Below are 25,577 nucleotides of genomic sequence, written 5' to 3'. Positions count from 1 at the left end.
TTATCGCCGCAACTTACTTCTTGTGATAGGCCGTCACACGCTCAACTTCTTCTTTCGAACCCAGGAATACCGCCACACGCTGGTGCAGGCCTTCAGGCTGGATGTCGAGGATACGCTGGTGACCGTCGGTGGACGCGCCGCCTGCCTGCTCAACCAGGAACGACATCGGATTGGCTTCATACATCAGGCGCAATTTGCCCGGCTTGGACGGCTCGCGGCTGTCGCGAGGGTACATGAACAAGCCACCACGGGTCAGGATGCGGTGCACGTCGGCCACCATGGCGGCGACCCAGCGCATGTTGAAGTTTTTCTTCAACGGGCCTTCTTCGCCAGCCATCAACTCGCCTACGTAGCGGGTCACAGGTTCTTCCCAGTGGCGCTGGTTGGACATGTTGATCGCGAATTCCTGGGTAGACGCAGGAATGGTGATGTCTTCGTGGGTCAGTACGAAACTGCCCATTTCGCGGTCCAGGGTGAAGCCTTTGACGCCGTCGCCCAGGGTCAATACCAGCATGGTCTGCGGGCCGTAGATCGCGTAACCAGCCGCGACCTGTTCGGTGCCTGGCTGCAGGAAGGCCTTTTCGTTCAGGGCTTCGTTCTGGCTCAAGTACTCGTTAGGGCAACGCAGTACCGAGAAGATGGTGCCGACGGGAGCGTTGATGTCGATGTTGGACGAGCCGTCCAGTGGGTCGAACACCAGCAGGTACGCGCCTTTCGGGTACTTGCCCGGGATCTGGTAGGCATTGTCCATTTCTTCGGACGCCATGCCGGCCAGGTGACCACCCCATTCGTTGGCTTCGAGCAGGATCTCGTTGGAGATGACGTCGAGTTTCTTCTGCACTTCGCCCTGCACGTTTTCAGTGCCCATGCTGCCCAGGACACCACCCAGTGCGCCTTTGGACACGGCGTGGCTGATTTCCTTGCAAGCACGCGCCACCACTTCGATAAGGAAGCGCAGATCGGCAGGCGTGTTGTTGCTGCGGGTCTGCTCGATCAAATAGCGACTCAAGGTAACGCGGGACATGTATGGCTCCGGAGAATGGGGGGCTTGAAAACCCGCGCAGTTTAGCGCGAGTCGGGGCGTATTTCCTCCTATCAGAGGATTTAAACCCAATAGAGTTCATGGACTTTATTTAACGTGCCACCGGCGGCTTGCGCAGCAAACTGTAGGCCATGGCGCCCAGTGCCGCCACGCCGAGCAGTAACACGGCCCAGAGCCCGAGTTTTTTCCAGTTCGTGCCGGCATCGGCAGCCGCTACGATCGGCGGCGACGTCACCGCGACTTCCCCGGCGACTTTCGCTTGTCCCAATGCCTTGAGACGCTCGGCGCTGTAGTCAGGGATCAAGGTCGAAAGCGGAAGGTTCGCCGCCTTGACCGATGCATTCCCCAGCGCCAGTGTAAATGGCGGCTCGCCCCGGGCCAGGAACACCAACTGCGTGGCGCGCACCGCAAAACGCAGCGCTGGCGCCTCAATGCCCAGGCCGCCGCCGCGTTCATCCACTGCCAACTTGAGTTCGGCGACCGTTTGGCCCGGCAGCTGCAATTCATCCTGCACCACGTCCTGGCCATTCTGGGTGAGGCGATACAGCACGCCATTGCTCAGTGGCTGCCACGCCTGTTTGCTGTCCCTGCGCCCCGCCAGCGTAACGGGCGCCAGCGTGTTGGGTTGCTTCAATTCGATGCGCAGTCGCTCGATGCTCAGCCCCGTGGGCAACTGCCAACTGTACTCCCCGGCGTTGAGCCGCTTGCCCGCCAAGGGTTGCGACCACACCAACGGCATCGGCAGGCTACTGCTCGTCGCGCTCACCAGCCTTGCCGAGGTCAGCAGCGGCGCCGCCTGGCCTTGCCAGACAAGGCGCAGGTAACGTGCCGATTGCCCAGGCAAGTTCACGTCATGCTGCTCGACCCGCTCGTCGGCGAATGACAAGCGCGCCACCTGCCCATCGCCCCAGGCTTGCCAGTGCTGCAAGTCATCACTGGCCTCAATGCTGAAACGCTGGAAGCCCTCTTGCTCGCGGCTCCAATCCAGGCTCAATTGCTGCAACGGCGCCTTGATCGCACTGGCGTCCAATACCCAGCCGCGCAGCACTTGCTTGCCGGGCTTTGGCGCGGTAGACGGTTTTATTTCCACCAGGGTGCCTGTGCTGGTGGCTTTCATCACCACGTCGGGCAGGGCTTGCTGGGTGTCGGCGGCGTACAGCGGGAACCACTTCACGTCGGTGACGTTGCGGCTTTCGGTGCGTTGCGAAGATTGACGCGACAACGCATAAGCCTGCGGCTCGCCGGCGGCGTTGAACACACGCACATCGCTGAGATCAGCCTGGCGCGCGCTCAATTGCACCGCCAGTGGCAGTTCCAGGCGATACCAGGGCCCGCTACCGCTCACGGCCAGCGGTACCTGGGTGGTGAAGTCGGACGGAACTTCCTGTGCAAAGGCTGCCGAACACGCCAGCCATACCGCCAAACCACTCAGTTTCAGCTTGCCCATCAAGAAGACGCCCCCTCGGTTTCAGTCACAGGTTCAACGCGTTTTGGCGGCAGCGGCGCAAAGTAGCCCACCACCAGCAACAACCCGCCTACACCGATAAACGACACAATCCGCGCCAGGCCGCCACGGTTGCTCAGTTCGACAAAGAACAGTTTGGCCACCACCACCGCAATCAGCGCCGCGCCGATCAGCCACACTTCGCGACGATGGCGCAGGTGACCGCCGATCATCAGGCCAAGGGCAATCAAGGTCCAGACGATCGATAGGCCGGCCTGCACCAGCATCGACTCCAGCAACGCATCCAATTGAAACGGCACGCCGCCCCAATGATGAGCGGTACGCATCACCAACGCCGTAAAGAAGGCGAACAGCGAGACACCCGCCACGCCCTGGGCGATCAATTCAATACGCGGCCCACGCTCAGGCGCCGCACTGCGCGACCACAGGTAAATGCCCAGCAGCGCGAACAACAAGCCCAGATCCAACGGGTTGAGCAGCGGAACATAAGGCAACGGCTCGGCCGTGCCGTCGCTGAAGCTGTTCGCCAGCCAGAACCACCCCAACATCAGCACCGCCAGCGGTAGCGCGGCCAGCACGCGGTATTCCCTTGGGTACGCCGATACCGGCCATGGCCAACGGCGCGGCGCGGCGGCCAGCACCAGATACAGGCTTGGCAGAATCGCCCAGCCCAGCCAGCGCCAGGCGTTGTACTCGCTCGACAGCACCAGCAGGCCGTAATGCACCTCCAGCGCCAGCACGCCGATCAGCATCCAGCAGCCCACTACGTGCGCCGCGCTCAGCACCTTGGCCGGAACCACCGCCGCCAAACGCCGCAGCGAGATGAAATGCACCACAAACACCGCCAACCAAGCCAGCCAACCGTACTGCGCCGCCGGGTGGTAATAGTTATGCGCAGACACCAGCAACACCACACCGGCCGCCGGCATCAACAGGGTGCAGAACATGCCCAGCGACGCCCAGCGCAGCCGCTCGGACAGAAACGCCCAGATCGCCACGCTGACTGCTGCGGTGCCGAGCAGAAACGGACCCTGCAGCTCTTGCGGGATAAACCGCAACACTTCGCCGACCAATGCCAGCGTCCACCAAGCCGTGCCCCACACCAGCAGCAAGTCGGACAGGCGTTGCAATTTCAACACGGCAAACACCGGCGCGTGGGGTTCGCGCTGCAAGCGCCAGGCGCCGACCAGTGCCGCCAGGCCCAGCACCATCGGCGTCCAGAAACCGCTATGGGCCAACGGACGCAGCCCCTCACGGGTCAACGGGCCAAGCAACTCCGGCACCGCCAGCAGGAACGAGCCGCCACCGATCAGTTGCAGCAACAAGCCGAACACAAAGCTGACGCGCTGTTGCAGGTACAGGCTCAGCCAGATGATCAACAAACCGCTGGCCGCCCACACGCCGCTCGCGCTCTCCCAAGGCAAGACGAACAGCACCGCGAGATTAATCAGGATAAGACCCGCCAGCAGAACCACCGACAAGCCACGTAACAGCCGTACATCGCCGCGCACCATCTCATCGCGCGCCGCCAGAAGCATGCCACCAATCAACGCTAGGCCGATCAGCGAAGCCGTGAGCAAGCCACTCCAGCCCGCATTGAATACCGCCGCCCCGTCACCGCCCTGCAAGCGCAGCAGGAACAACGCGCCGCCCAGCAACTGCACGGCGAATGCAGTGAACAGGAAGGTCCGCGAACCAATGCGCAGGCCGACAAACAGCGTCGCCAGACCGGCGATTGCCCAACTGACAGCCGTGCCTTGAGTATTCAGCAGCAAGGGTGCGAGCAGGTACAAAAAGCTCAAGCCAAGGCTCGCCAGCACGGGCAGGCCTTTGCGCTCCCAATCCGTCGCTTGTTCGGTAGAGGCCTTGCGCAACTGATCAAAGCTGAACAGCAACGCCGCGCCCAGCAGCAGCGCACCCAATGGCGCTCCGTCCAGCAAGGTGTGCTCGCCAACGCTCAACTCACTGATGAATGCCACCGCTGAGCCCAGTTGCAGCAGCAAGCCGAACGCTCGCGCCAGTGGTCGCTGTTGACGCAAGCCCAGCCAGAAGATTCCGGCGCCTTCCACCGCCCAGGCCGCAGCCGTCCAGCGTGCATCCAGCCCGAGGGGAATCGCCAGGCTGGCGAAAATCACACCCAGGGCCAGGCAGGTCTCCGCCAACAGCAAGGCGCGCCCGCCGCTCAGCAGCCGGGCCAACCCCATGTAGATGACGCCCAAGCCCAACGCGCTGAACGCGGCGGCGAATTCCACGTGCTGCACCAGCGCGAACTGCAAGCCAAAACCTACCAGCGGCGGACCGAACAACATGCTGCCGTCGACATAATCACCCTTGGCCGCCGACCAGCGCAGCAGCGCGCCACGGCTGTCATCCTCGGGCGCGTCGCTCATCTCCAGCAGTTTGCGCCGGGCGAACAATAGGCCGATGATCAGGTACATCAGGAAAAACAGAATCAGGAACGGCTCGGTGCTCCACAGCAATTCCGGCGTGTAGGAGCGCAGACCCCAGGCGAAGCCGATACCAAAGGTGCCGACAAAGCCGATCAGGTTGAGCAAACGCCAGGCCTTGAACCAGGCGATGGCGAGGATGCCGGCATTCAGCAGGGCAAAATAGCTGAACAGCGCCACATGGTTGCCGGCACCGGTAGACGTGAGGATAGGCGCCGCAAAGCCGCCGAGCGCCGCCGCACAGGCCAGCCCCAAGGCATCCTGGGTGATTGCCAGGATCGCCGAAAACACCGTGACGGCCACCAGCAAGCCCAGCGCCGCACTCGGGTCTATCAACGGATGCAAACGCATCGCAGCAAACACCGTCAGGTACAACACCGCGATCCCGGTGCCTTGCAACATCAAGCCGTAGTTGCTGTTACGCAGCCGCAGCCACCAGCCCAGGCCCAGTAAGCCTAACGCCGCAGCGGCAACCCCGGCGTAACGCACCTCGATCGGCACCACCATGCCTTCGGTGGCGTAACGCAGCAGGAAGGCCAGGCCGAGAAACAGCAACACCACGCCAACCCGCAGCACGGTATTGCCGCCAAACAGCCAATTGCGTGCGCCGCTGATGGCGCGTTCGATCAAGTTGGGGCCACCATGAATCGCAGGTGCTTGAGGGCGCGGAGTTGGGGCAGGCGTCCAAACGTCGGCCGGCAGCGGCTGGCTCGGTTCGGTGACCATGGCAACAGGTGCGATGTCGGCAGGCAGCTCCCAAACAAGCTCGGGCGCTTTAGTGACAGTTATCGGCTCAGGGACGGGTGTTTCGACGATGACACTGCTCGTCGGCGCGGGCACTTCCAACTGCCGCAGGCGCTCACCCAGCGCTATCAGCGACTTTTGCGTGGTTTCCAACTGACGCGCCTGCTGGTCCGCTTGGGCCGACAGCTTCGCCAGGCGAATCGCCTGGCCAATGCCGAGCCCCAACAGCGCACCGATGCCCGCGTCACTGAACGACTCGTCGAGCGTCCAGCCGAGCGCAAGGCCAATCAGCATGAAAATCCATTGCATGGTCGATATTCCCTAGGCAAACCGGCGCTCAGTATATCGACGCGGGCCCAATGTGGGAGGGGGCTTGCCCCCGATAGCGGTGCACCAGTCGACATATCTGCAAACTGACACTCTGCTATCGGGGGCAAGCCCCCTCCCACACCTTGGGATCAGCCGTGTTTAGTCGAGCGCTTTCCAGATCTCAGTGGCGTATTCGCGGATCGTCCGGTCCGAAGAGAACCACCCCATCCGCGCGGTATTGAGCACCGCCGAACGCCACCACGCCTTGGAATCATGCCAATGCGCCTCGACCCGCGCCTGGGCCTCCCAGTACGAATCGAAGTCGGCACACACCAGGAAGCGGTCGTAGTCGATCAGCCCGTCGATCAACCCCACATACCGGCCCGGATCATCCGGCGAGAACACCCCGCCGCGAATCGCTTGCAGCACATCGCTGAGGCGATGGGACGCTGCAATGTCCTGCCCGGCGTTGAATTCACCGGCGTGTTTTCGCGCTTCCACCTGCTGCGCGCTGAGGCCGAAGATAAACATGTGATCGGCGCCGACGCGCTCGTGCATCTCCACGTTCGCGCCGTCCATGGTGCCGATGGTCAACGCACCGTTGAGACCGAACTTCATGTTGCTGGTGCCCGAGGCTTCAAAGCCGGCCGTGGAGATCTGCTCCGACAAGTCCGCCGCCGGGATGATGCTTTCCGCCAGGCTGACGTTGTAGTTGGGCAGGAACACCACCTTGAGCAGACCGCGCACGGTCGGGTCGTTGTTAACGGTGCGCGCGATGTCGTTGGTCAACTTGATGATCAACTTGGCCTGGTGATAACTCGCCGCCGCTTTACCCGCGAAGATCTTCACACGCGGCACCCAGTCGGTGCCCGGTTCGGCACGGATGGCCTGGTACAACGCCACCGTGTGCAGCAGGTTCAGCAATTGGCGCTTGTATTCGTGAATCCGCTTGACCTGCACATCGAACATCGCCGCCGGGTTGATCGCGATCCCCAGCCGTTCGTGAATGATGTCCGCCAATGCGCGCTTACTGTGCAGGCGCTGATCGGCGAAGGCTTTGCGGAAGGTCTGCTTCTCGGCGAAGGTTTCCAGCTCGCCCAGGCGCGTTTCCATGTTGTCGAGAATGTCCGGGCCCAATGCGTCCACGAGCATCGACGTGAGTTTCGGGTTGGCCTGGTACAGCCAGCGGCGGAAGGTGATGCCGTTGGTTTTGTTGTTGATGCGCTCCGGGTACAGCTTGTGCAGCTCAGAGAACACCGTGTTGCGCATCAACTGGGTGTGCAAGCCCGACACACCGTTGACGCTGTGGGAGCCGAGGAATGCCAGGTTGCCCATGCGCACACGGCGGCCGTTGTCTTCTTCAATCAGCGATACGGCGCGCAATACGTCGAAATCGTGGACGCCCTTGGCGCGCAGCGAGTCGATGTGCTGGGCGTTGATCAGGTAGATGATCTGCATGTGCCGCGGCAGCATGCGCTCCATCAAGCCAACCGGCCAGGTTTCCAGCGCTTCGGGCAACAGGGTGTGGTTGGTGTAGGAAAGGGTTTCGACGGTGACGTCCCACGCCGCTTCCCACGGAATGTCGTGCAAGTCGACCAATTGGCGCATCAACTCGGCCACGGCGATGGACGGGTGAGTGTCGTTGAGCTGGATCGCAGCGTGTTCGCCCAGGCTCAGCACCGAGCCATGCATGTTCTTGTGGCGACGCAGCAAATCCTGCAGCGAGGCCGAGACGAAGAAGTATTCCTGGCGCAGGCGCAATTCCTGCCCCGCTTCGGTGCTGTCCGCGGGGTAAAGCACCCGGGAGATGCTTTCGGCGCGGGCCACTTCGGCGACGGCGCCCAGGTGGTCGCCGGCGTTGAAACGCTCCAGGTGCAGGTCTTCCACTGCGCGAGCACGCCACAGGCGCAAGGTATTGACACTCGCGCCGCGCCAGCCGACCACCGGGGTGTCGTAGGCAACCGCGCGTACGGTTTCGCTCGGCGTCCACACTTGGATCAGCTTGCCAGAAGCATCCGGCAGGGTTTCGACGCTGCCGCCAAACCCGATCGGGTAAATCACTTCGGCCCGTTCGAATTCCCATGGGTTGCCGAAATCCAGCCAGCGTTCGGTTTGCTCCTGTTGCCAGCCATCGACAATCGCCTGGCGGAACAGGCCGTGCTCATAACGAATGCCATAACCGTGACCCGCAATGCCCAACGTCGACATGCTTTCCATAAAGCACGCGGCCAGGCGACCCAGGCCACCGTTGCCTAGCGCCGCATCGGGCTCCAGCAGGCGGATGCGCTCCAAGTCGACGCCCAGCTCCGAGAGTGCCTCGCGCGCGATCTCCAACACACCAAGGTTGCTCAGGCTGTCGTACAGCAAACGACCGATGAGGAATTCCAGGGAAAGGTAATAAACGCGCTTTTGACCTTTGCGGTAAATACGCCGCGTATGGTCCATCCAGTGGTCGACCATCTGGTCGCGTGCGGCCAGGGCAATGGCTTCGAACCAGTCGTGGTCGAAGGCGTGATCCGGGTCCTTGCCCACCGCGTAGGTGAGTTTGGTCAAGACGGCATCGCGAAACGCGGCTACCTCTGCTTCTCGTGCAAGTGGTTCCTGAGACATCAATTGCGACCTCGGGCGAGATAGAAGGAGTTGCTAGAGCCTAGACGGTCTGACAGACGGCGGCCGCTCTGGTTCGGCAGTTTTTTAACGCATTCACCTATACAGGATTTAGATGCAGGGGCCGTGCCTGCTTTGACGTTCCAAAAGCCTTCCAGCAGAAACCCGGAAAATATTGTTCAAAAAATCACCAATCCCGGTATCATCGCGCGCCCGGATACAGCCCCACCTTTTGGAACCCTGATGAAGCCTCAACTGATCGCCGCCGCGGAACTCGACCGTCTTGAAACGTGGCAGAAATATTCCGCGCACATGTGCGGTGGTTGCGTGTCCAGCTGCTGCACGCTGCCGGTCGAAGTGAAGATCAAGGACCTGATCCGCATCGGCATCGTCGATGAGTTCGAGCGCGGCGACCCGCCAAAGAACATCGCCAAGCGCTTGCAGAAGGAAGGCATCGTCGAGCGTTTCAATTCCAAGTCAGAAATTTTTACTCTGCAGCGCATGAGCAACAACGATTGCCTGTACCTGGATCGTAAGACGCGCTTCTGCACTATTTATGACAAGCGCCCGGATACTTGCCGCAATCACCCGAAGATCGGGCCACGGCCTGGGTATTGCGCGTATAAGCCGAAGGAAGTGGTGCGCGAGACTAAGTTCAAGACCCTCGATAAGTTCTGATCTGGATTTTGGGGTGTTCTGACTGGCCTCTTCGCGAGCAAGCCCGCTCCCACACTTGACCGCGCTCATCCTGAAACAACGCGGTCGAATGTGGGAGCGGGCTTGCTCGCGAAAGGGTCGGCACAAACACCACACAAACTGCAGGCATAAAAAAACGCCCCCGGCCTTTCGACCGGGGGCGTTTTTCATTCAGCCTGAGTTAACTCAGTTCTTGGCTTTCTTGGCAGCGCGGGTACGCTCGCCTTCGTCCAGGATCTTCTTACGCAGGCGGATCGACTTAGGCGTCACTTCGCACAGCTCGTCGTCCTGGATGAATTCCAGGGCCTGTTCCAGGGTGAAGCGAACAGGTGGAACCAGGGCGATGGTTTCGTCTTTACCCGAAGCACGCATGTTGTCGAGCTTCTTGCCTTTGGTTGGGTTGACGCCCATGTCGTTGTCACGGCTGTTCAGACCAACGATCTGACCGTTGTAGATCTCTTGACCGTGTTCAACGAACAGCTTGCCACGCGCCTGGAGGGTTTCCAGGGAGTAGGTCAGTGCCTTGCCGGTTTCAACCGATACCAGAACACCGTTCTGACGGCCGGACATGTCGCCGGACTTCATGGTGTCATAGCGATCGAAGATCGAGGTCAGGATGCCAGCACCGTTGGTCAGGGTCAGGAACTGGTTACGGAAACCGATCAGACCACGAGCAGGGATGTTGTATTCCAGACGTACACGGCCTTTGCCATCCGGCACCATGTTGGTCAGGTCGCCCTTACGCAGGCCCATCTCTTCCATGACCTTGCCCTGGGATTCTTCAGGGGTGTCGATGGTGACGTTTTCGAACGGTTCCTGCTTCACGCCGTCAACGGTACGGATGATCACTTCCGGACGACCAACGCCCATTTCGAAGCCTTCGCGACGCATGGTTTCGATCAGTACCGAGAGGTGCAGCTCACCACGGCCCGACACCTTGAACTTGTCAGCCGAGTCGCCTTCTTCAACGCGCAGAGCAACGTTGTACAGCAGCTCTTTGTCCAGACGCTCCTTGATGTTACGGGAGGTCACGAACTTGCCTTCTTTACCGCAGAAAGGCGAGTCGTTTACCTGGAAGGTCATGGAAACGGTTGGCTCGTCAACGGTCAGAGGCTTCATCGCCTCGACGGTGTCCGGCTGGCACAGGGTGTCAGAGATGAACAGCGAATCCATGCCGCTGACGCATACGATGTCGCCAGCAAAGGCTTCTTCAACGTCGATGCGGTGCAGGCCGTGGTGACCCATCAGCTTCAGGATACGACCGTTACGCTTCTTGCCGTCGGCGCCGATAGCCACAACCGGGGTGTTCGGCTTGACGCTACCACGCGCGATACGGCCAACGCCGATAACACCCAGGAAGCTGTTGTAGTCCAGTGCCGAGATTTGCATCTGGAACGGGCCTTCACGGTCAACCTTCGGTGGTGGAACGTGGTCAACGATCGCCTGGTACAGCGGGGTCATGTCTTCCGCCATGGCGGTGTGTTCCAGACCGGCAATACCGTTCAGGGCCGAGGCGTAGATAACCTGGAAGTCCAGTTGCTCTTCGGTAGCACCCAGGTTGTCGAACAGGTCGAAGATCTGGTCCAGAACCCAGTCCGGACGCGCGCCTGGACGGTCAACCTTGTTGATGCACACGATCGGACGCAGGCCGGCTTCGAAAGCCTTCTTGGTCACGAAACGGGTTTGCGGCATAGGGCCGTCTTGAGCGTCAACCAGCAGCAGAACGGAGTCAACCATCGACATTACGCGTTCTACTTCGCCGCCGAAGTCGGCGTGGCCCGGGGTATCCACGATGTTGATGTGGTAGCCGTTCCAGTTGATAGCGGTGTTTTTAGCCAGGATGGTAATACCGCGCTCTTTTTCCTGGTCGTTGGAGTCCATCACGCGCTCGTCGTTGAGCTCGTTGCGCTCCAGGGTGCCGGATTGACGCAAGAGTTTGTCTACCAGGGTGGTTTTACCGTGGTCAACGTGAGCAATGATGGCGATGTTACGTAGATTTTCGATCACTTGTGTATCTCGATCAGAGGATTCGGTGTGCTGACAGGTCGTGGCAGCGATTTACAGTAGAGTCAGGCCTTGCCGTTACAGCTTGACGGCAGAGTCGGGGGGCCGGTGACGCAGGCCACAGGCAAACAGCCCCGGGCTCTTAGCTCGGTCGATAAACGCGCACATTGGCATGCCCCTCACTGAGCAAATGGTGGGCATGCAGGCGACTCATCACGCCTTTGTCGCAATACAACAGGTACTGACGGCTGTTATCCAGTTCCTTGAAACGCGCGTTCAATGCATAAAACGGCAGCGTTTGTACGTCGATGCCGGCGATTTCCAGCGGCTCATCTTCGGCGGCATCCGGGTGACGGATGTCGACGACGATCTGGCCGGCCAGGGCTTCGCTGACTTCTTCGATCTTTACGTCCTGGCCCAGTTCGTCGATGACGCGATCGATCGGGACCATTTTGGCGTTCTCAAGCGCACGCTCAAGAATCGCCATGTCGAACTGTTGTTCTTCGTACTCCACGCGGTTGCGCTTGGCGTGGGTCTTGGGGTTCACCGAGATGACCCCGCAATATTCAGGCATATGCTTGGCGAAATCAGCGGTACCGATTTCTTCGGCCAGGTCGATGATGTCCTGCTTGTGACTGGCGATCAGCGGGCGCAGCACCAGCTTTTCGGTCACGCAGTCAATCAGCGACAGGTTCGGCAGCGTCTGGCTGGACACCTGGGAGATCGCCTCACCGGTCACCAGCGCGTCGATCTGCAACTGGTCGGCGATCCGCGACGCAGCGCGCAACATCATACGCTTCAAAACTACGCCCATATGACTGTTATCGACTTTGCCGAGAATTTCGCCCAACACTTCCTCGAACGGTACGCTTACAAATAGCACGCGTTGGGAGCTGCCGTATTTCTTCCAGATAAAGTGCGCAACTTCCATCACGCCCAATTCGTGTGCACGCCCGCCCAGGTTAAAGAAGCAGAAGTGGCTCATCAGGCCGCGGCGCATGATCTGGTAAGCCGCCACCGTGGAATCGAAACCGCCGGACATCAATACCAGGGTCTGTTCCAGGGCGCCCAGCGGGTAGCCGCCGATACTGTTGTGCTGGCTGTGGATCACAAACAACCGTTGGTCGCGAATTTCCATGCGCACTTCAATTTGCGGCGCTTTCAGGGAAATTCCGGCGGCGCCGCACTCGCGACGCAGCTTGCTGCCGACGTATTTTTCGACATCCATGGAGCTAAAGGTGTGCTTGCCGGCACGCTTGCAACGCACCGAAAAGATCTTCCCTTCCAGCTCATTACCGAAGTGCTGTTTGCACTTCTCGGTGATGTCGTCGAAGTCGCCAAGCGGGTACTCATCCACCTGCAGGAAATGCGCGATGCCCGGCATGCAGCTCAGGCGCTCGGTCATGTCCTTCAAGGCTTTGGGCTCGGTGACACGGGTTTCCAGCTCGAGGTTGTCCCACACGCCATTCACCACCACAGCCGGGTCCAGATCGCGGAGCACGGCACGGATGTTCTTGGCCAATTGACGGATGAAACGCATCCGTACCGGTCGGCTCTTGATGGTGATTTCGGGGAAGACTTTAACGATTAATTTCATGGAAACAGCGCGCGCCGGGCCTGCTGAAAAAGGGGGGCGCGGATTATAGCGGAAATCGCTCACGGTTTAACCAGTTAATATGCATAGCACACGCAACGCACTAAATGGGTGCGCTTTCGTTCCATTGCGCCACATTGCGGTGCGAAGATTTTACGCTTTTGTCGCAATGCACCTTTATAGGGGCGTTTTTGGATCAAAAAACCCATGTTGGCGCACTGGCATGCAATTTGCTCTCTTGTGAGGCAGGTTGCCATGGCGGAGTATCCGCGCCGGCATCACCCAAATTCTAAGGGCTACTCCACTACCCAGCCCGAAGCCACCCGGAGGACACTATGTCGAAGTCGGTTCAACTCATCAAAGATCATGACGTTAAATGGATTGATCTGCGCTTCACGGACACCAAAGGCACTCAGCACCACGTGACCATGCCGGCTCGCGATGCGCTGGATGATGCTTTCTTTGAAGAAGGCAAAATGTTCGACGGTTCCTCCATCGCTGGCTGGAAAGGCATCGAAGCCTCCGACATGATCCTGATGCCGGACGACAGCACTGCCGTGCTGGACCCGTTCACCGAAGAGCCAACCCTGATCCTGGTTTGCGACGTGATCGAGCCTTCGACCATGCAAGGCTACGACCGCGACCCACGTGCGATCGCCAAGCGTGCCGAGGAATACCTGAAGTCGACCGGCATCGGCGACACTGTATTCGTAGGCCCGGAGCCAGAATTCTTCATCTTCGACCAGGTCAAGTTCAAGTCCGACATCTCCGGTTCGATGTTCAAGATCTACTCCGAACAAGGCTCCTGGATGTCCGACCAGGACGTGGAAGGCGGCAACCATGGCCACCGTCCAGGTATCAAAGGTGGCTACTTCCCAGTTCCGCCGTTCGACCATGACCACGAAATCCGTACCTCCATGTGCAACGCCATGGAAGACATGGGCCTGGTCATCGAAGTGCACCACCACGAAGTGGCGACTGCCGGCCAGAACGAAATCGGTGTGAAGTTCAACACCCTGGTGGCCAAGGCTGACGAAGTTCAAACCCTGAAGTATTGCGTACACAACACTGCCGTTGCCTACGGCCGTACCGCTACCTTCATGCCTAAGCCGCTGTACGGCGATAACGGCTCGGGTATGCACGTTCACTTGTCCATCGCCAAAGATGGCAAGAACACCTTCGCTGGCGAAGGTTATGCCGGCCTGTCCGACACCGCCCTGTACTTCATCGGCGGTATCATCAAGCACGGTAAGGCCCTGAACGGCTTCACCAACCCGTCGACCAACTCCTACAAGCGTCTGGTCCCAGGTTTCGAAGCACCGGTAATGCTGGCTTACTCGGCACGTAACCGTTCCGCGTCGATCCGTATTCCTTACGTGTCCAGCCCTCGTGCTCGCCGTATCGAAGCGCGCTTCCCGGATCCAGCAGCCAACCCATACCTGGCCTTCGCTGCCCTGGTCATGGCCGGCCTGGACGGTATCCAGAACAAGATCCACCCTGGCGACGCCGCCGACAAAAACTTGTACGACCTGCCGCCTGAAGAGGCCAAAGAGATCCCACAAGTGTGTGGCAGCCTGAAAGAAGCCCTGGAAGAGCTGGACAAGGGCCGTGCGTTCCTGACCAAAGGCGGCGTGTTCAGCGACGACTTCATCGACGCTTACATCGAGCTGAAAAGCGCGGAAGAAATCAAGGTTCGCACCTTCGTACACCCGCTGGAATACGAGCTGTACTACAGCTGCTGATCCGGTAGCGCCGCTTAACGTGGCGTGCTGAAAAAAGACCTCCTTCAGGAGGTCTTTTTTTGCCCGCGATTTGTGAAGAATGCGGGAGCAGGCTGGCCCGCGATAGCGTACTGCCCGCCACCTGATGTATGACTGACCCACCGCCATCGCGGGCAAGCCCGCTCCCACAGGAGATCACCTTTGAAATACCGATTTGTGTTCGCTCTGTTATTTGTCAGTACCGGTGCGAGCGCCGCGCCACCCACCCTTGAACCTCTGCTCAACAGCATCGCCGAGCGCCTGGAAATTGCCGACCAGGTAGCCCTGAGCAAATGGGACAGCAAAAAAACCGTAGAAGATAAGAAGCGCGAACAAGAGGTGATCGCCAGCGTCGTCGCTCAGGCGCCGAGCTACAAGCTGGACCCCGCCACCGCCGAGCAGTTTTTCTCAGCACAGATCGAAGCGAACAAACTGGTGCAGTACACGCACCTGTCCGACTGGCAGTTCCAGGGCAAGGCGCCCGATGATCCGCGCCCGGACTTGGTCAAGCAGATTCGCCCGCAGCTGGATGAACTGCAAAAGCGCCTGCTGCAGCAACTGGCCGATTTCAGCCCGCAGCGCACCGACCCGCAGTGCCCGCAATGGCTCGCCACGGCCGTGCATGAGCCGCTGAACGATCCTTTGCGGCAACTGGCAATGATTCGCGCCACGGCCGAGCTGTGCATCCAGAAGAACTGAGGCTGTAAACCCCGATCACAATGTGGGAGCTGGCTTGCCTGCGATAAGCGCGGTACATCCAAAACCGCTATCGCAGGCAAGCCAGCTCCCACACCCACCGCAACCTTCCAGACGATTCACCGTAATTTCCTAGTTCCTGAACAACCTTCACAAAACCGCACTATATTGGTGCGACCCGCTGCACCCTTCCCACCTGGCCAGCCCATTTTGGTTCGAATCTTCCCGATGAAGCTGGCAGAACGCCACAGATTCGAGCCTTAAACGCCTATTTCAGGCGATTAACGCTTCTTTTCGGAGCCTTGGTTTGGTTTTTGCATTTTCCTTGTATCAGCGTGTGCCTCAAGCACGCGCCTTGCTCCAAAAGAGGTCCCGATGACCATCAGTGATGCACTGCACCGTTTGTTACTCGACAACCTGACCACCGCGACCATCCTGCTCAACGCCGATCTGCGTCTTGAGTACATGAATCCGGCAGCAGAGATGCTCCTGGCCATCAGCGGCCAGCGCAGCCATGGGCAGTTCATCAGCGAGCTGTTCACCGAGTCAGCCGAAGCCTTGAGCTCATTGCGCCAGGCGGTGGAGCAGGCACACCCGTTTACCAAACGCGAAGCGATGCTCACCGCCCTCACCGGCCAGACGCTGACGGTCGACTACGCCGTCACCCCGATCCTGAGCAATGGCGCGACCCTGCTGCTGCTCGAAGTGCACCCTCGCGACCGCCTGCTGCGCATTACCAAGGAAGAAGCGCAGCTGTCCAAGCAGGAAACCAGCAAGATGCTGGTGCGCGGCCTGGCCCATGAGATCAAGAACCCCCTCGGCGGGATTCGCGGCGCAGCGCAACTACTGGCCCGCGAGCTACCGGAGGAACACCTCAAGGACTACACCAACGTCATCATCGAGGAAGCCGACCGCCTGCGTAACCTAGTGGACCGCATGCTCGGCTCCAACAAGCTGCCGTCGCTGGCGATGACCAACGTGCACGAAGTGCTGGAACGCGTCTGCCACCTGGTCGAGGCCGAAAGCCAGGGCTGCATTACCTTGGTGCGCGACTATGATCCGAGCATTCCGGATGTATTGATCGACCGCGAACAGATGATCCAGGCAGTGCTCAATATCGTGCGCAACGCCATGCAGGCCATCAGCAGCCAGAACGAGCTGCGCCTGGGCCGCATCAGCCTGCGCACCCGCGCCCTGCGCCAGTTCACCATCGGCCATGTGCGCCATCGCCTGGTGACCAAGGTCGAGATCATCGACAACGGCCCGGGCATTCCTGCGGAACTGCAGGAAACCATTTTCTTTCCCATGGTCAGCGGCCGCCCGGACGGTACCGGGCTGGGCCTGGCCATTACCCAGAACATCATCAGCCAGCACCAGGGTCTGATCGAATGTGAGAGCCATCCTGGCCACACCACGTTCTCGATCTTTCTGCCACTGGAACAAGGAGCCCCATCGACATGAGCCGTAGTGAAACTGTCTGGATCGTCGATGACGACCGTTCTATCCGCTGGGTCCTCGAGAAAGCCTTGCAACAGGAAGGCATGACCACCCAGAGCTTCGACAGCGCCGACGGGGTGATGAGCCGCCTGGCACGCCAACAGCCCGACGTGATCATCTCTGACATCCGCATGCCCGGCGCCAGTGGCCTGGACCTGTTGGCACGGATTCGCGAGCAGCACCCGCGTTTGCCGGTGATCATCATGACCGCGCACTCGGACCTGGACAGCGCTGTCGCGTCCTACCAGGGCGGCGCCTTTGAATACCTGCCCAAGCCATTCGACGTGGACGAGGCGGTGGCGCTGGTCAAGCGCGCCAACCAGCACGCCCAGGAGCAACAGAACCAGGAAGCCCCACCGGCCCTGACCCGCACCCCGGAGATCATCGGCGAAGCGCCGGCGATGCAGGAAGTGTTTCGCGCCATCGGGCGCTTGAGCCACTCCAATATCACCGTGCTGATCAATGGCGAGTCGGGTACCGGTAAAGAGCTGGTAGCCCACGCCCTGCACCGTCACAGCCCACGAGCGGCTTCGCCATTTATTGCGTTGAACATGGCGGCTATCCCGAAGGACTTGATGGAGTCCGAGTTGTTCGGCCATGAGAAAGGCGCGTTTACCGGCGCCGCCAACCTGCGTCGCGGGCGTTTTGAACAGGCGGACGGCGGCACGCTGTTCCTCGATGAAATCGGTGATATGCCGGCCGATACCCAGACCCGCCTGCTGCGCGTGCTGGCGGACGGCGAGTTCTACCGGGTTGGCGGGCACACGCCGGTCAAGGTCGACGTGCGTATCATCGCCGCGACCCACCAGAACCTGGAAACCCTGGTGCATGCGGGCAAATTCCGTGAGGACTTGTTCCACCGCCTCAATGTGATCCGTATCCACATTCCGCGGATGTCGGACCGTCGCGAAGACATCCCGACGCTCGCCCGCCACTTCCTTGCCCGCGCCGCGCAAGAGCTGGCGGTTGAGCCGAAGCTGCTCAAAAGCGAGACCGAGGAATACCTGAAGAACCTGCCGTGGCCAGGTAACGTGCGCCAGCTGGAGAACACTTGCCGCTGGATCACGGTGATGGCGTCCGGGCGCGAAGTGCATATCAGCGACCTGCCACCGGAACTGCTCAGCCTGCCGCAGGACTCTGCGCCGGTGACCAACTGGGAACAGGCGCTGCGCCAATGGGCGGATCAGGCCCTGGCTCGCGGCCAGTCGAGCCTGCTGGACAGCGCCGTACCAGCGTTTGAGCGGATCATGATCGAAACCGCCCTGAAGCACACCGCAGGTCGCCGTCGCGATGCCGCCGTGCTGCTGGGCTGGGGCCGCAACACCCTGACGCGCAAGATCAAAGAGCTGGGGATGAAGGTCGATGGTGGTGACGACGATGAGGGCGACGACGCCTGACTTACAGGCTCACTGAAGATCTAATGTGGGAGCGGGCTTGCTCGCGAAGGCGGTGTCATTCAGCACATCAGTGACTGAAACACCGCCTTCGCGAGCAAGCCCGCTCCCACATTTGGATCTCCATAAGGGTCCAGGCGCGTGCACCGCTTCAATGCACCCTGTACCAGCATCGCGCACGCCTTCCAAGCCTCAAGCAAGCATCGTAGTAAGAACATAGAGAATCCCGAAAACAACGAAGCCCCGTATTCCGGGGCTTTGCGCTTTCTAGAAGTTTTTTTTGGCACACCTTGGCCACTCTGGCACGCGCCCTGCTATAACCCCTGTACTACCCAGTTTCGGGGACCTTGGTACAGGCAGGCCGAGACTCCCCTCTTTATACCCGGGGTGCTTGATGCGAACCGCATCGCGCTCCACACCGCTTTGGGGAACCTTGGTACAGGCAGGCCGGGGATTCCCTCTTTAACACCGAAGCCTCTGGCTTCACCCCGTTTTGGGAGCCCTGGTACAGGCAGGCCGGGAACTCCCTCTTTTATTGCTCTTGGAGATGGATCTCCAGCCGCCAGCGGCCATCAACTTCTTCCCCCCTCCAATCCCCGCGCAACGGCCGAGCCGCCACCAGGTTCAGCAGCAAGCCGCCGTCGGTCTTGCGCACGCGCCAGTTCACGTCCTTTTCATTGATCTTGAGTTGCCCACTGGCAGCCTTGCCTTGCGCGTCGAACAGCAGCGCCACCGTACCGTCGATATGCTCGCCGTGCAGCTTGGGTTCGCTGTTGAACCACACCACCACACCGTCTTTTGCGGTTTCAACCTGTTGCAGTTCGACCGGGTCCGAGGTGGTCAGTCGGCCAATCATCAAGCCGATCATCAAGCCGACAATCGCCAAAGAGCCCATGACCCGCGGCATAAGCTTCGGCCTTGGGTCCTCTTCGGGGGTAGAATGCAGCGCATCTTTGCCTTCGGAGCCGTGCATGTTTCACGTCATCCTTTTTCAACCAGAAATTCCGCCGAATACCGGCAACGTTATCAGGCTGTGCGCCAACAGTGGCTGCCACCTGCATTTGATCGAGCCCCTGGGCTTTGACATGGACGACAAGCGCCTGCGCCGCGCCGGGCTGGACTACCACGAGTACGCCACCCTCAAGCGCCATGCCGACCTGGCGAGTTGCCTGGAAAGCCTGGGGCACCCGCGACTGTTCGCGTTCACCACCAAGGGTTCGCGACCGTTCCACGATGCCAGCTTTGCCGAGGGCGACGCGTTCCTGTTCGGCCCGGAGAGCCGGGGCCTGCCGCCGGAGGTGCTGGACGCACTGCCAGACGGTCATCGTCTGCGTTTGCCGATGCGCGAGGGGTGCCGCAGCTTGAACCTGTCCAACACCGTGGCCGTCGCTGTCTACGAAGGCTGGCGCCAACTCGGCTTTAAATAACACCCCTAACGAATGTGGGAGCGGGCTTGCTCGCGAAAGCAGTGTGCCAGTCAATGAAGGTATTGACTGAAGTACCGCCTTCGCGAGCAAGCCCGCTCCCACATTTTTTACATCCGCAGCTTATTGAACGGTCGACGAACCTTCACTTTGCATGCGCTGCAGCTCTTGCGCATACAGGGCATCGAAGTTCACCGGTGCCAGCATCAGCGCCGGGAACGAGCCACGGGTGACCAGGCTGTCCAGGGTCTCGCGGGCATACGGGAACAGGATGTTCGGGCAGAACGCACCCAGGGTGTGGCTCATGGACGCTTCGTCCAGGCCTTGGATCAGGAAGATACCGGCCTGTTGCACTTCAGCGATGAAGGCCACTTCTTCGCCGTTCTTGACGGTGACCGACAGGGTCAGCACGACTTCATGGAAATCGCCTTCCAGTGCTTTTTGACGGGTATTCAGGTCCAGCGCAACGCTTGGGGTCCATTCCTGGCGGAAGATCGCCGGGCTTTTCGGCGCTTCGAACGACAGGTCACGCACGTAGATCCGCTGCAGCGAGAACTGTGGGCCTTGGGCTTCTGCTGCTTCGGTGTTCTGTTGATCAGTCATCGCAGATCCTTCTCTATCTTGGGGTCTTTTAGGGTTTAGAAGTCAGACGAGCAGCAGCGCATCGAGTTTACCGGCGCGCTCCAGGGCGAACAGGTCATCGCAGCCACCGATGTGCCTGGCGCCGATCCAGATTTGCGGCACGGACGTGCGCCCCGCCTTCTGGGCCATTTCGGCACGCACCTGGGGTTTGCCGTCGACCTTGATCTCTTCGAAGGCAACGCCCTTTTTCTCCAGCAAGGCCTTGGCCCGCATGCAGTAAGGGCACCAATCGCTGGAATACACGACAACCTGGCTCATATCACTTCACCAGTGGCAGGTTATCGGCCTTCCAGCTGCCAATACCGCCGGACAGTTTGGCGGCGGTGAAACCGGACTTGAGCATCTCACGGGCGTGGGTGCCGGAGTGCTGGCCTTGGGCGTCGACCAGGATGATGGTCTTGGCCTTGTGCTTTTCCAGCTCGGCCAGGCGCGCGATCAGCTTGTCCTGAGGAATGTTCAGGGCGCCGACGATATGGCCAGCGGCGAAATCCTTGGCCGGGCGGATATCCACGACAACGGCCTCATCCTTGTTGACCAGCGCGGTCAGCTCCGCCGTGCTCAGGCTGCGGCCACCGCGGCTCAATTCGTGAGCGATCAGCAGCGCCAGCAGGATGACGAAGGCACCCACAAGCAGGTAGTGGGCAGTGGCAAATGCAATCAGGTGATCAACCATCAAGGAGGTTCCAGGGCGTTAAAATGGCGGTAAGTATACACAGCCGTCAGGGGGGGCCAACCCCCGTAAAGCGGTGACGTGGTCGGAACTTCGCTTTAAACTGCCACTCCCTTTTCAATTGTCTTCCTTTATTACCGCCGCGAGAGGATCTATGACTACCACGCCTAAACCTTTGGTCCTGATAATTCTCGATGGCTTCGGACACAGTGAAAGCCACCACGACAACGCGGTGTACGCGGCCAAGAAGCCGGTACTCGATCGTTTGACCGCCACCGTGCCGAACGGCCTGATCTCCGGCTCGGGCATGGACGTGGGCCTGCCGGACGGCCAGATGGGCAACTCGGAAGTCGGCCATATGAATCTCGGCGCCGGACGAGTGGTCTATCAAGACTTCACACGTGTGACCAAAGCGATCCGCGATGGCGAGTTCTTCGAGAACCCGACCATCTGCGCGGCGGTCGATAAAGCAGTGGCTGCCGGTAAAGCTGTGCATTTCATGGGCTTGTTGTCGGATGGTGGCGTCCACAGCCACCAGGACCACTTGGTCGCCATGGCCGAACTGGCGTTCAAGCGCGGCGCTGACAAGATCTACCTGCACGCCTTCCTCGACGGCCGTGACACCCCGCCGAAAAGCGCGCAATCGTCGATCGAACTGCTCGACACCACCTTCGCCGCCTTGGGCAAAGGCCGTATCGCCAGCCTGGTCGGCCGTTACTTCGCCATGGACCGCGACAACCGCTGGGACCGCGTAGCCCAGGCCTACAACCTGATCGTCGACGGCCAGGCCGAATTCCACGCCGCCACCGCCCAGGAAGGCCTCGAAGCCGCCTACGCCCGTGGCGAGAGCGATGAATTTGTCAAAGCCACCACCATCGGTGAGCCGGTGAAAGTCGAAGACGGCGACGCCGTGGTGTTCATGAACTTCCGCGCCGACCGCGCCCGCGAGCTGAGCCGCGTGTTTGTCGAAGACGGCTTCAAAGAGTTCGAGCGCGCGCGCCAGCCGAAGGTGCAGTACGTGGGCCTGACCCAATACGCCGCGAGCATCCCGGCTCCCGCCGCTTTTGCAGCAGGCACCTTGGATAACGTGCTGGGCGACTACCTGGCAAAAAACGGCAAGACCCAGCTGCGCATCGCCGAAACCGAAAAATACGCCCACGTGACGTTTTTCTTCTCCGGTGGCCGTGAAGAGCCGTTCCCGGGCGAAGAGCGCATCCTGATCCCGTCGCCAAAAGTCGCCACTTACGACCTGCAGCCGGAAATGAGCGCGCCGGAAGTCACCGACAAGATCGTCGACGCCATCGAACACCAGCGTTACGACGTGATCGTGGTCAACTACGCCAACGGCGACATGGTCGGCCACAGCGGCAACCTGGAAGCCGCCACCAAAGCCGTGGAATGCCTGGACCTGTGCGTCGGCCGCATCGTCGATGCCCTGGAAAAAGTCGGCGGCGAAGCGCTGATCACTGCCGACCACGGCAACTGCGAGCAAATGTCCGACGAATCCACCGGCCAGGCCCACACCGCCCACACTACCGAGCCGGTACCGTTCATCTATGTCGGCAAGCGCGATTTGAAAGTGCGTGAAGGCGGCGTACTGGCGGATGTGGCGCCGACTATGTTGATGTTGATGGGGCTGGAGAAGCCGCAAGAAATGACCGGGACCTCGATCCTGGTCTGATTCTCAGCCTCACCCAAAAAACCGTGTGGGAGCGGGCTTGCTCGCGAATGCGGCCGTTCAGTCGACATTTTCAACGACTGACGCACCGCATTCGCGAGCAAGCCCGCTCCCACATTGGTTTTGCGCTGTTTGGAAGATATCTTTTCGCCATACCTGTGCCACTCGGCACCTATCTTGCCTTCCAGCCCCAATTGGGCGTTTTTTTTGCCGCGCTTGGCGGGCATACTAGGCCGTCCATTTCCCTGGTGTCGCCCGCCTCTATGCTTCGCGCCTTGATTACCCTTGCTCTTGTCTGCCTGCTCCAACCGGCGTTTGCCGATGAGCGCGCACAAACCCAACAACAGTTGGACGCTACGCGTCAGGACATTACCGAGCTGAAAAAGCTGCTCGGCAAGCTCCAGGAAGAAAAGTCCGGGGTGCAGAAAGACCTGCGCGGCACGGAAACCGAGATGGGCAAGCTGGAGAAGCAGGTCCAGGAGCTACAAAAAGAATTAAAGAAGAGCGAGTCGGAACTGGAGCGACTCGACGCTGAGAAAAAAAAACTCCAGAGCGCACGCGTTGAACAGCAACGCCTGATCGCAATCCAGGCCCGCGCCGCCTACCAGAACGGCCGCCAGGAGTACCTCAAGCTGCTGCTCAACCAGCAGAACCCTGAGAAATTTGCGCGCACCCTCACCTACTACGACTACCTGAGCAAAGCCCGCATGGAGCAATTGAAAAGCTTCAACGAGACTCTGCGCCAGTTGGTCAATGTGGAACAGGAAATCGCCAACCAGCAATCGCAATTGCAGGACCAGAAAAGCGCCCTCGACACCCAGCGCAACGAGCTGGACAAGGTCCGCAAGGAGCGCCAGCTGGCCCTGGCCAAGCTCAATGACGACGTAAAGGCGCGCGACGCCAAGCTGCAAGCCCGCGAGCAGGACCAGGCCGACTTGGCCAAAGTGCTCAAGACCATCGAAGAAACCCTGGCTCGCCAGGCACGTGAGGCCGAAGAAGCGCGGCAGAAAGCGCTGATCGCCCAGCAGGAAGCCGAAAAAAAGCGCCAGCGTGAGGCCGAACTGGCTGCCACCTCGGACGCCCCGGCACCGCGCAAACCGGCGCATGCAGCCCCTGGCCCGCTGGTTTCCAGCGCCGGCGAGTCGTTCGGCGGCCCTTTTGCTTCAGCTCGCGGCAAACTTCCATGGCCGGTTGATGGTCGATTACTGGCACGCTTCGGTGAAACCCGTGGCGATGACACCCGCGCCAAGTGGGACGGGGTGATGATCAGCGCCTCTGCCGGTAGCCAGGTCCACGCTGTTCACGGTGGGCGCGTGGTATTTGCCGATTGGCTGCGCGGCGCCGGTTTGTTGGTGATTCTCGACCACGGTAATGGCTATTTGAGCCTTTACGGCCACAATCAGACTTTACTCAAGTCGGCAGGTGATGTTGTAAAAGCCGGTGAATCCATCTCCACTGTGGGTAACAGTGGTGGCCAGGACACTCCGGCGCTGTACTTCGCTATTCGTCAGCAGGGTCGCCCGAGCGATCCTGCACAATGGTGCAGAACCCAAGGATAAGGGTCGCATCTACATTAGGAGTTCGTTCGACATGCTGCATTTGTCCCGCCTCACTTCGCTGGCCCTGACGATCGCCCTGGTGATCGGCGCGCCCCTGGCTTTCGCCGACCAGGCCGCCCCGGCTGCACCTGCTGCCACCGCCGCGACCACCAAGGCGCCGTTGCCGCTGGACGAGCTGCGCACCTTTGCCGAGGTCATGGACCGGATCAAGGCAGCCTATGTCGAACCCGTAGATGACAAGACCCTGCTGGAGAATGCCATCAAGGGCATGCTCAGCAACCTCGACCCGCACTCCGCCTACCTGGGCCCGGAAGATTTTGCCGAGCTGCAGGAAAGCACCAGCGGTGAGTTCGGCGGCCTGGGCATTGAAGTTGGCGCCGAAGACGGCAACATCAAGGTGGTCTCGCCGATCGATGACACCCCCGCGTCGAAGGCCGGCATCCAGGCCGGCGACTTCATCGTCAAGATCAACGGCCAACCGACCCGTGGCCAGACCATGACCGAAGCCGTCGACAAGATGCGCGGCAAGATCGGCCAGAAAATCACCCTGACCCTGGTACGCGACGGCGGCAACCCGTTCGATGTAACGCTGACCCGCGCGACTATCGTGGTCAAGAGCGTGAAGAGCCAGCTGCTGGAATCGGGCTACGGTTACATCCGGATCACCCAGTTCCAGGTCAAGACCGGTGACGAAGTGGCCAAGGCCCTGGCCAAGCTGCGCAAGGACAACGGCAAGAAACTCAGCGGCATCGTGCTCGACCTGCGCAACAACCCAGGCGGCGTGCTGCAATCGGCGGTGGAAGTGGTTGATCACTTCATCACCAAGGGCCTGATCGTCTACACCAAGGGCCGTATTGCCAACTCCGAACTGCGCTTCTCGGCCACCGGCAACGACCTCAGCGAAAACGTGCCGCTGGCCGTGCTGATCAACGGCGGCAGCGCCTCGGCGTCGGAAATCGTCGCCGGCGCCCTGCAAGACCAGAAACGCGGCGTGCTGATGGGCACCACCAGCTTCGGCAAAGGCTCGGTACAAACCGTGTTGCCGCTGAACAACGAGCGTGCGCTGAAGATCACCACTGCTTTGTACTACACGCCGAACGGCCGCTCGATCCAGGCCCAGGGCATCGTGCCGGACATTGAGGTGCGCAAGGCCAAGATCACCAACGAGATCGACAGCGAGTACTACAAAGAAGCGGACCTGCAAGGTCACTTGGGCAATGGCAACGGCGGCGCCGACCAACCGACCGGCAGCGGCAAGAAAGCCAAGCCGATGCCGCAGGACGACGACTACCAGCTGGCTCAGGCACTCAGCCTGCTCAAAGGCCTGAGCATCACGCGCAGCCGTTGAT

General features: G+C 60.4%; 19 protein-coding genes. 9 read left to right on the top strand and 10 right to left on the bottom strand.

The window, feature by feature from the left end:
- Positions 1 to 13: 13 nt before the first annotated feature.
- The 4 genes from BFP95_RS23680 to BFP95_RS23665 all read right to left on the bottom strand — a co-directional run bounded on the left by BFP95_RS23680 (position 14) and on the right by BFP95_RS23665 (position 8,617).
- Positions 14 to 1,024: a class 1 fructose-bisphosphatase gene (locus BFP95_RS23680; RefSeq protein ID WP_003237460.1), complete on the bottom strand. Its 1,011-nt coding sequence runs from the start codon at positions 1,022 to 1,024 to the stop codon at positions 14 to 16.
- A gap of 109 nt (positions 1,025 to 1,133) precedes the next feature.
- Positions 1,134 to 2,489: a DUF3999 domain-containing protein gene (locus BFP95_RS23675; RefSeq protein WP_065910798.1), complete on the bottom strand. Its 1,356-nt coding sequence runs from the start codon at positions 2,487 to 2,489 to the stop codon at positions 1,134 to 1,136.
- Positions 2,489 to 6,007 carry a DUF2339 domain-containing protein gene (locus tag BFP95_RS23670; RefSeq protein WP_065910797.1) on the bottom strand — a complete coding sequence of 1,173 codons (3,519 nt, stop codon included), beginning with the start codon at positions 6,005 to 6,007 and terminating at the stop codon, positions 2,489 to 2,491. The genes BFP95_RS23675 and BFP95_RS23670 overlap by 1 nt, the downstream gene beginning before the upstream one ends.
- A gap of 159 nt (positions 6,008 to 6,166) precedes the next feature.
- A complete protein-coding gene (locus BFP95_RS23665; protein ID WP_065875768.1) occupies positions 6,167 to 8,617 on the bottom strand; it encodes a glycogen/starch/alpha-glucan phosphorylase in 2,451 nt (816 codons plus the stop codon).
- A 240-nt stretch (positions 8,618 to 8,857) separates the two neighbouring features.
- Between BFP95_RS23665 and BFP95_RS23660 the strand changes: the two genes are divergently transcribed.
- Positions 8,858 to 9,292, top strand: a complete 435-nt coding sequence (locus tag BFP95_RS23660; protein ID WP_017529542.1) for a YkgJ family cysteine cluster protein — start codon at positions 8,858 to 8,860, stop codon at positions 9,290 to 9,292.
- A 204-nt stretch (positions 9,293 to 9,496) separates the two neighbouring features.
- Here the strand turns inward: BFP95_RS23660 and typA are convergent, their stop codons facing one another.
- Together typA and thiI are read right to left on the bottom strand one after the other, a co-directional pair.
- On the bottom strand, positions 9,497 to 11,317 hold the full coding sequence (gene typA / locus BFP95_RS23655) for a translational GTPase TypA (RefSeq protein ID WP_053140412.1): 1,821 nt from the start codon (positions 11,315 to 11,317) through the stop codon (positions 9,497 to 9,499).
- A 139-nt stretch (positions 11,318 to 11,456) separates the two neighbouring features.
- Positions 11,457 to 12,911: a tRNA uracil 4-sulfurtransferase ThiI gene (thiI, locus tag BFP95_RS23650; protein WP_065879802.1), complete on the bottom strand. Its 1,455-nt coding sequence runs from the start codon at positions 12,909 to 12,911 to the stop codon at positions 11,457 to 11,459.
- Positions 12,912 to 13,243: 332 nt separating this feature from the next.
- Here thiI and glnA point away from each other — a divergent pair, with 332 nt between their 5' ends.
- The 4 genes from glnA to ntrC all read left to right on the top strand — a co-directional run bounded on the left by glnA (position 13,244) and on the right by ntrC (position 18,258).
- A complete protein-coding gene (gene glnA / locus BFP95_RS23645; protein WP_012721762.1) occupies positions 13,244 to 14,650 on the top strand; it encodes a type I glutamate--ammonia ligase in 1,407 nt (468 codons plus the stop codon).
- 180 nt (positions 14,651 to 14,830) lie between these two features.
- Positions 14,831 to 15,367 (top strand): chorismate mutase, encoded by a 537-nt coding sequence (locus BFP95_RS23640; RefSeq protein WP_065875770.1) that lies wholly within the window; start codon positions 14,831 to 14,833, stop codon positions 15,365 to 15,367.
- 372 nt (positions 15,368 to 15,739) lie between these two features.
- Positions 15,740 to 16,825, top strand: a complete 1,086-nt coding sequence (gene glnL, locus BFP95_RS23635; protein WP_065875771.1) for a nitrogen regulation protein NR(II) — start codon at positions 15,740 to 15,742, stop codon at positions 16,823 to 16,825.
- Entirely contained in the window at positions 16,822 to 18,258 is a 1,437-nt protein-coding gene (gene ntrC, locus BFP95_RS23630; protein ID WP_065875772.1) for a nitrogen regulation protein NR(I), read from the top strand. The genes glnL and ntrC overlap by 4 nt, the downstream gene beginning before the upstream one ends.
- Before the next feature lie 529 nt (positions 18,259 to 18,787).
- On the opposite strand, the gene BFP95_RS23625 is transcribed toward ntrC, so the two are convergent.
- The gene (locus tag BFP95_RS23625) at positions 18,788 to 19,228 is read right to left on the bottom strand and encodes a hypothetical protein (protein ID WP_065910796.1); all 441 of its coding nucleotides are present in this window, start codon (positions 19,226 to 19,228) and stop codon (positions 18,788 to 18,790) included.
- Here BFP95_RS23625 and BFP95_RS23620 point away from each other — a divergent pair.
- Entirely contained in the window at positions 19,227 to 19,682 is a 456-nt protein-coding gene (locus BFP95_RS23620; RefSeq protein ID WP_065875774.1) for a tRNA (cytidine(34)-2'-O)-methyltransferase, read from the top strand. The genes BFP95_RS23625 and BFP95_RS23620 overlap by 2 nt on opposite strands.
- A gap of 120 nt (positions 19,683 to 19,802) precedes the next feature.
- Here the strand turns inward: BFP95_RS23620 and secB are convergent, their stop codons facing one another.
- The 3 genes from secB to BFP95_RS23605 are packed head-to-tail and all read right to left on the bottom strand — an operon-like array spanning position 19,803 to position 20,994.
- A complete protein-coding gene (gene secB, locus BFP95_RS23615) occupies positions 19,803 to 20,282 on the bottom strand; it encodes a protein-export chaperone SecB (RefSeq protein WP_003237490.1) in 480 nt (159 codons plus the stop codon).
- Between the two features lie 42 nt (positions 20,283 to 20,324).
- Positions 20,325 to 20,579 carry a glutaredoxin 3 gene (grxC, locus tag BFP95_RS23610; protein WP_033896917.1) on the bottom strand — a complete coding sequence of 85 codons (255 nt, stop codon included), beginning with the start codon at positions 20,577 to 20,579 and terminating at the stop codon, positions 20,325 to 20,327.
- Position 20,580: 1 nt separating this feature from the next.
- Entirely contained in the window at positions 20,581 to 20,994 is a 414-nt protein-coding gene (locus BFP95_RS23605; RefSeq protein WP_049710466.1) for a rhodanese-like domain-containing protein, read from the bottom strand.
- A 151-nt stretch (positions 20,995 to 21,145) separates the two neighbouring features.
- Between BFP95_RS23605 and gpmI the strand changes: the two genes are divergently transcribed.
- The 3 genes from gpmI to BFP95_RS23590 all read left to right on the top strand — a co-directional run bounded on the left by gpmI (position 21,146) and on the right by BFP95_RS23590 (position 25,576).
- The gene (gene gpmI, locus BFP95_RS23600; RefSeq protein WP_065910795.1) at positions 21,146 to 22,672 is read left to right on the top strand and encodes a 2,3-bisphosphoglycerate-independent phosphoglycerate mutase; all 1,527 of its coding nucleotides are present in this window, start codon (positions 21,146 to 21,148) and stop codon (positions 22,670 to 22,672) included.
- A 260-nt stretch (positions 22,673 to 22,932) separates the two neighbouring features.
- The gene (locus BFP95_RS23595; protein ID WP_065875776.1) at positions 22,933 to 24,228 is read left to right on the top strand and encodes a murein hydrolase activator EnvC family protein; all 1,296 of its coding nucleotides are present in this window, start codon (positions 22,933 to 22,935) and stop codon (positions 24,226 to 24,228) included.
- A gap of 31 nt (positions 24,229 to 24,259) precedes the next feature.
- A complete protein-coding gene (locus tag BFP95_RS23590; RefSeq protein ID WP_012721751.1) occupies positions 24,260 to 25,576 on the top strand; it encodes a S41 family peptidase in 1,317 nt (438 codons plus the stop codon).
- Position 25,577 lies beyond the last annotated feature (1 nt).

Source organism: Pseudomonas sp. 58 R 12 (assembly GCF_900005865.1).
Lineage (GTDB): Bacteria > Pseudomonadota > Gammaproteobacteria > Pseudomonadales > Pseudomonadaceae > Aquipseudomonas > Aquipseudomonas tritici.
Note: the sequence above shows the minus strand (reverse complement) of the source record. Positions and strands in the feature narration are given on the sequence as shown.

Coding starts and splice junctions, on each gene's coding strand:
- glnA (WP_012721762.1), top strand. CDS start 13,244: ATGTCGAAGTCGGTTCAACTCATCAAAGATCATGACGTTAAATGGATT.
- BFP95_RS23625 (WP_065910796.1), bottom strand. CDS start 19,228: ATGCACGGCTCCGAAGGCAAAGATGCGCTGCATTCTACCCCCGAAGAG.
- BFP95_RS23605 (WP_049710466.1), bottom strand. CDS start 20,994: ATGGTTGATCACCTGATTGCATTTGCCACTGCCCACTACCTGCTTGTG.
- gpmI (WP_065910795.1), top strand. CDS start 21,146: ATGACTACCACGCCTAAACCTTTGGTCCTGATAATTCTCGATGGCTTC.
- BFP95_RS23660 (WP_017529542.1), top strand. CDS start 8,858: ATGAAGCCTCAACTGATCGCCGCCGCGGAACTCGACCGTCTTGAAACG.
- glnL (WP_065875771.1), top strand. CDS start 15,740: ATGACCATCAGTGATGCACTGCACCGTTTGTTACTCGACAACCTGACC.
- thiI (WP_065879802.1), bottom strand. CDS start 12,911: ATGAAATTAATCGTTAAAGTCTTCCCCGAAATCACCATCAAGAGCCGA.
- BFP95_RS23675 (WP_065910798.1), bottom strand. CDS start 2,489: ATGGGCAAGCTGAAACTGAGTGGTTTGGCGGTATGGCTGGCGTGTTCG.
- grxC (WP_033896917.1), bottom strand. CDS start 20,579: ATGAGCCAGGTTGTCGTGTATTCCAGCGATTGGTGCCCTTACTGCATG.
- BFP95_RS23670 (WP_065910797.1), bottom strand. CDS start 6,007: ATGCAATGGATTTTCATGCTGATTGGCCTTGCGCTCGGCTGGACGCTC.
- secB (WP_003237490.1), bottom strand. CDS start 20,282: ATGACTGATCAACAGAACACCGAAGCAGCAGAAGCCCAAGGCCCACAG.
- BFP95_RS23680 (WP_003237460.1), bottom strand. CDS start 1,024: ATGTCCCGCGTTACCTTGAGTCGCTATTTGATCGAGCAGACCCGCAGC.
- ntrC (WP_065875772.1), top strand. CDS start 16,822: ATGAGCCGTAGTGAAACTGTCTGGATCGTCGATGACGACCGTTCTATC.
- BFP95_RS23590 (WP_012721751.1), top strand. CDS start 24,260: ATGCTGCATTTGTCCCGCCTCACTTCGCTGGCCCTGACGATCGCCCTG.
- BFP95_RS23620 (WP_065875774.1), top strand. CDS start 19,227: ATGTTTCACGTCATCCTTTTTCAACCAGAAATTCCGCCGAATACCGGC.
- BFP95_RS23665 (WP_065875768.1), bottom strand. CDS start 8,617: ATGTCTCAGGAACCACTTGCACGAGAAGCAGAGGTAGCCGCGTTTCGC.
- BFP95_RS23595 (WP_065875776.1), top strand. CDS start 22,933: ATGCTTCGCGCCTTGATTACCCTTGCTCTTGTCTGCCTGCTCCAACCG.